This window comes from Petrachloros mirabilis (assembly GCF_975968855.1).
This window is the reverse complement of record NZ_CDLUDY010000299.1, coordinates 1-5,118: the sequence shown is the minus strand read 5'-3', so window position 1 is coordinate 5,118 and position 5,118 is coordinate 1. Positions and strand designations below refer to the sequence as shown.

Annotated in this window: 5 protein-coding genes; all 5 read left to right on the top strand. The window is 54.9% G+C overall.

Annotated elements, in window-relative coordinates; translation table 11 throughout:
- On the top strand, positions 1–873 hold an 873-nt coding region (locus ACWVCN_RS12910; RefSeq protein WP_455246235.1), incomplete at its 5' end, for an AAA family ATPase.
- Positions 874–883: 10 nt separating this feature from the next.
- A complete protein-coding gene (dop, locus tag ACWVCN_RS12905; RefSeq protein ID WP_455246234.1) occupies positions 884–2,386 on the top strand; it encodes a depupylase/deamidase Dop in 1,503 nt (500 codons plus the stop codon).
- The gene (gene prcB, locus ACWVCN_RS12900) at positions 2,383–3,210 is read left to right on the top strand and encodes a proteasome subunit beta (RefSeq protein WP_455246232.1); all 828 of its coding nucleotides are present in this window, start codon (positions 2,383–2,385) and stop codon (positions 3,208–3,210) included. Before dop ends, prcB begins: the two co-directional genes overlap by 4 nt.
- Before the next feature lie 2 nt (positions 3,211–3,212).
- Entirely contained in the window at positions 3,213–3,896 is a 684-nt protein-coding gene (prcA, locus tag ACWVCN_RS12895; RefSeq protein ID WP_455246230.1) for a proteasome subunit alpha, read from the top strand.
- A 90-nt stretch (positions 3,897–3,986) separates the two neighbouring features.
- A partial coding sequence (locus ACWVCN_RS12890) for a proteasome accessory factor PafA2 family protein (protein WP_455246228.1) occupies positions 3,987–5,118 on the top strand: 1,132 nt, incomplete at its 3' end.

The following is a 5,118-nucleotide window of genomic DNA, read 5'->3' as shown; positions in this document are numbered from 1 at the left end:
CTCGGACATTTAACCGGCAAGGAAGTCCGAAGTTATTTCCTGCATGTGAAGGGGCCGGAGTTGCTTAACAAGTATGTGGGTGAATCTGAGCGTCAAGTTCGCGAGGTATTCAAGAAAGCCAAAGAGCGGGCGGCGGATGGCAATCCCGTGATCGTCTTCTTTGATGAAATGGACGCTTTGTTCCGTACGCGGGGAAGCGGGATTTCCTCGGACATCGAATCTACTATCGTGCCGCAGTTCCTCTCGGAGATAGACGGGGTCGAAAGCCTCCGCAACGTAATCGTCATCGGCGCAAGCAATCGCCAAGATCTCATCGACCCCGCCGTGTTGCGGGCCGGGCGTTTGGATGTAAAGGTGAAGGTCGGTCGTCCAGATGCCTCCGCAGCCAAAGACATTTTCAGCAAGTATGTGGGGGCGGGTTTGCCTTTCGATGAAGAGGAACTCAAACGCCACGGAGGAGATCCCCAGGCATTTGTAGACTATTTGACGAATCTAACCGTCGACGCGATGTACGCCACTTCCGAAGAGAACAAGTTCATTGAAGTGACCTATGCCAACGGGGAGAAAGAACTGCTCTATTTCAAGGACTTCGCAAGCGGTGCCTTGATCGAAGGCATCGTCTCACGTGCCAAGAAATATGCAGTGAAGCGAGCCATCGCACAGGAAGGGCGGGGCCTCCGTTCGGAAGATCTGATCCGGGCGATCAGGGAAGAGTTCAAAGAGCACGAAGATCTTCCAAATACCACAAACCCTGACGACTGGGCCAAGGTGGCAGGAAAGAAAGGCGAGAAGATCGTGCACATTCGGACAATCAGCGGCGGACCCGCCGAATCACGTCAAATTGAAACTGTAACGACCGGCCACTATCTCTAAGATCGAGAACATGCGGGAATCAACAGTCTTGACGACTCCTCGAGTATTGGGAACGGAGACGGAATTCGGTATTGCCTCCCGGGATGCCGCTGCGACAGATCCGATTTCCAACTCGCTGTCTGTTATTGCGCATTATCCCGGAATTTCAGTTCCCCATGCGGTGTGGGACTATGAGAATGAAAACCCGCTCCTCGATGCCCGAGGCTTTGAAGTCGAGGGAGAAAGGGAACGGCCGAATCCGGACTATAACCGCCAACTGAACAAGGTGCTGGCAAATGGCGGACGCCTTTACGTCGACGGCGCGCATCCTGAGTACTCCACGCCTGAATGCACCAACCCGCGAGAAATCGTCGCGTATGAGCGGATCAGTGAACGCATCATGGCGCAGTGCCTTGCCGAGATCGTGCGTGCACGTGGGCGCGAGCAGTTCCTGCTGTATAAGAACAATTCGGACGGGAAGGGCAACAGCTACGGCTATCACGAAAATTATATGGTTTCGCGATCCGTGCCGTTCGATCGGATTGTCAAGGTCCTAGCTCCGTTTTTCGTTACCAGGTTGATTTTTGCGGGGGCGGGTAAAGTCGGTGCAGAGAATCAGACCACACCAGCGGATTTCCAGATCTCGCAGCGGGCGGACTTTTTCGAGTGTCTGGTCGATCTCAACACGATGGTCAAGCGCCCCATCGTGAACTCCCGGGACGAACCTCACGCTGATTACGGCAAGTACCGTCGTCTTCACGTGATTGTTGGCGATGCCAACATGGCCGAGCTTTCGACGTATCTAAAGGTCGGAACGTTGGCGATCGTCTTGGATCTCATCGAGGCCGGTGTGGATCTCCCACAATTCGAATTGGAGGATCCCGTTCTTAGCATCAAGCAGGTTTCACGGGACTTGACGATGAAGGGCACGCTGAAACTGGCAAGGGGGCGCTCGACCTCCGCGATCGGGATCCAGCGAGCATATTTGAAGGCGGCGATGGATTTCTATGCCTGCAACGAGCTGAGCCAGATCACGAAAGACGTTTTGGTGCGATGGGAGGATGTACTTGACAAGCTGGAACGCGATCCTCGGTCCGTCGCCCATGAGTTGGATTGGGCTGCCAAACGCCATATGATCGAATCCTACATGGACCGAAAGGGATGCGGATGGGACGATCCGCGCGTGCGGCTGATGGATTTGCAATACCATGATATTCGGCCGGATAAGGGCCTCTATTACACACTGGAGCGGAGTCATCTCATCGAACGCGTCGTGCAGGATATCGAAGTGACGAGATCAGAGTTCACACCTCCTCCAGGGACAAGAGCGTATTTCCGGGGGCGTTGCGTCAGCAAATTTTCCAAGTCGATCTACGGAGCGAGTTGGACGTCTGTGTTGTTCGACGTCGGCAACACAACGATAAAGAAAATTCCGTTGATGGATCCTTTGAGAGGCACCGCTTCGCTCACTGCCGACCTGCTTGATCAATCAGACACAGTCGATGCGCTGTTGGCCAGGCTGAAGGCATCATGAAACTGCCGTTTCTGCCCAACCACGACGATTCCAGCTTCTTCGATTTTCTGAAAGTGCAGCATCCCGAGCTGACGCCGGGTGGACGACGCTGGCCGGAACAGCAGAACCTCGCCTCGGATGCTTCGCGAGCCGGCGGTTCCATCGTGGTGCCGTATGCGACCACTGTGTTGGCGATCAAGTATCAGCAGGGGGTTGTGATTGCGGGCGATCGCCGTGCCACGGAAGGTTTTCAAATCGCCGAACGGCGGATCGAAAAGGTCTTCAAGATTGACGACTTTTCCGCTATGGCTATTGCCGGTGCTGCAGGCCCTTGCATCGAAATGGCCAAGCTATTTCAAACCGAGCTCGAGCATTACGAGAAGCTTGAGGGAATGCAGCTCTCCTGCGAAGGAAAAGCCAACAAGCTGGGCCAGATGGTCAAGGCGAATCTGCCGATGGTCTTCCAGGGGCTCGTCGTCATGCCGCTCTACGTGGGTTACGATCACAAGCGGACGGAAGGCCGCATCTTCAAATATGACCTGGCGGGCGGGCGTTACGAAGAAGGCGATTACCACGCCGTCGGGTCCGGAGGAAAAGACGCACGCAACACCATGCGGGAGCATTTCAAGAAGGGAATGGTGGAAGGGGATGCCCTGAAGCTTGCCCTTCTCGCGCTCTACAATGCGGCGGATGACGACGTCGGAACCGGCGGGCCTGATTTGGTTCGCGGCATCTATCCCACGGCCAAGATCGTGAATGCTGACGGGATTACCGATGTGGCGGAATCACAGATCCGCTCGATCTACGACGAGATGATTGCCGGCCGGCGCGTCAAGGAGAAGTAACCATGCCGTTGCCCTATTACGTTTCACCCGAGCAGATGATGCAGGATAAGGCTGAGTATGCCAAGAAGGGCATTGCCAAAGGCCGGTCCATCATCGCCATGGAGTATGTGAACGGCATTCTGCTCGCCGCCGAGAATCCCAGCGCGACGCTCCACAAAATCTCCGAGGTCTACGACAACATCGCTTTCGCCGGAGCGGGCAAGTACAGCGAGTTCGAAAACCTGCGCAAGGCCGGTATCCGGCATGCGGACTTGAAGGGCTTCATGTACAGCCGAGAGGATGTGACAGCGCGCTCCCTCGCGAACGGCTACTCGCAGAGCCTCGGGACTATATTCAGCCAGGAAATGAAGCCGCTCGAGGTGGAGATCCTCGTCGTGCAGATCGGCCACAACGGCCACAGTAACGAGATGTACCGGATTTCCTTCGACGGGAGCATCATCGATGAAAAACTGTTCGCGGTGATCGGCGGCAAGTCCGAGGCCGTCCAGGCGGTCTTAAAGGAAAAGGTGAGGGAGCAGCTGCCAGATTTGAAAACAGCGTTGGGTCTGTGTATTGGGACGCTTGAACAGACGGGAAATCAGAAACTGTCACTCGAAAATATGGAGGTGGCTGTGCTGGACCGCACGAGGGATAACCGGAAGTTCCGGCGGTATACTCCGATCGAAACCAAGCAACTCCTTTCCTAAGGCGCTTCGAGGGTAAATCACGGGCTTCTGTTGAAGAAGCGCCATCTGCCGTGTATTCTGTTTTCATTCCCTATGATATCCCCCGGCCCCATGAAACAACGGATCTTTGGCCTGGAGAACGAGTACGGGCTGATCTTCTCTCCGAACGGGCGGATCTATCTGCCTATGGAGAAGGTGCTGGGTTATATTTTCGAAGGGCTCATTCCAAACAGTTGGCCTTCCAATGCCTTCCTGGTGAACGGAGCCAGATTCTATCAAGACACCGGGTGTCATCCTGAATACTCCACGCCGGAGTGCGACAATATCCTTGACCTCGTCGTTCACGATAAGGCGGGTGAGCGCTTGCTGGAAGCCTGTTTGCCAGCGGCAGAGGAGCGGTTGCGGGAGGAAGGACTTTCAGGGGAAATCTACATCTTCAAGAACAACACCGATTCCCTGGGCAACACTTACGGGTGCCATGAAAATTTTCTGATGCGACGGGACGTCGATTTCTGGAAGGTGACGGAACAGTTGATCCCCTTCTTCGTGACCCGACAAATTTACAGTGGAGCGGGGAAGGTGCTGAAAGTGTCCGGGAAACCCCAGTACTTCATCTCTCAACGGGCGCAGCATATTCATGAGAAGACTTCCTCCTCGACAACCTCGTCCCGAAGCATCATCAATACGCGCGATGAGCCGCATAGCGATGCCGAGCGCTATCGGCGTCTGCACATCATTGTCGGCGATTCCAACATGTCAGAGTTGGTGACCTATCTCAAGGTCGGGACCGCCACGCTTGTCTTGTCGATGGTCGAGGAAGGATATGCCGTCCACGGGATGGAACTGGAAGACCCGGTCAAAGCGATCAGGGAAATCTCTCGCGACCCGACCGTCAAACGGAAGGTCAGGTTGGATGACGGCCGGCAGATGACCGCAGTTGAGATTCAGCGGGTTTACCTGGAAAGGGCAAAGGAGTATTTGGCCCAACAAGATCATGATCCGATTCTCGAGGATATCTGGCAGCGATGGGCGACGATTCTGGACAGGCTCGAAGATGACCCGATGCAGTTGGTGCGCGAAGTCGATTGGGTGACGAAAAGGCATCTGATCCAATCCTATATCGATAAGAAAGGATGCGGATGGGATGATCCTCGCGTATTTCTGCTCGATCTGCAATTTCATGATGTCAAACGGACGCGAGGGTTGTATTATCTGATGGAGTCTCGTGGGCTAGTCGAACGGG

What these genes read in the sequence shown, in the direction of transcription:
- dop (WP_455246234.1), top strand. Translation starts at nt 884, where the DNA reads ATGCGGGAATCAACAGTCTTGACGACTCCTCGAGTATTGGGAACGGAG.
- prcB (WP_455246232.1), top strand. Translation starts at nt 2,383, where the DNA reads ATGAAACTGCCGTTTCTGCCCAACCACGACGATTCCAGCTTCTTCGAT.
- prcA (WP_455246230.1), top strand. Translation starts at nt 3,213, where the DNA reads ATGCCGTTGCCCTATTACGTTTCACCCGAGCAGATGATGCAGGATAAG.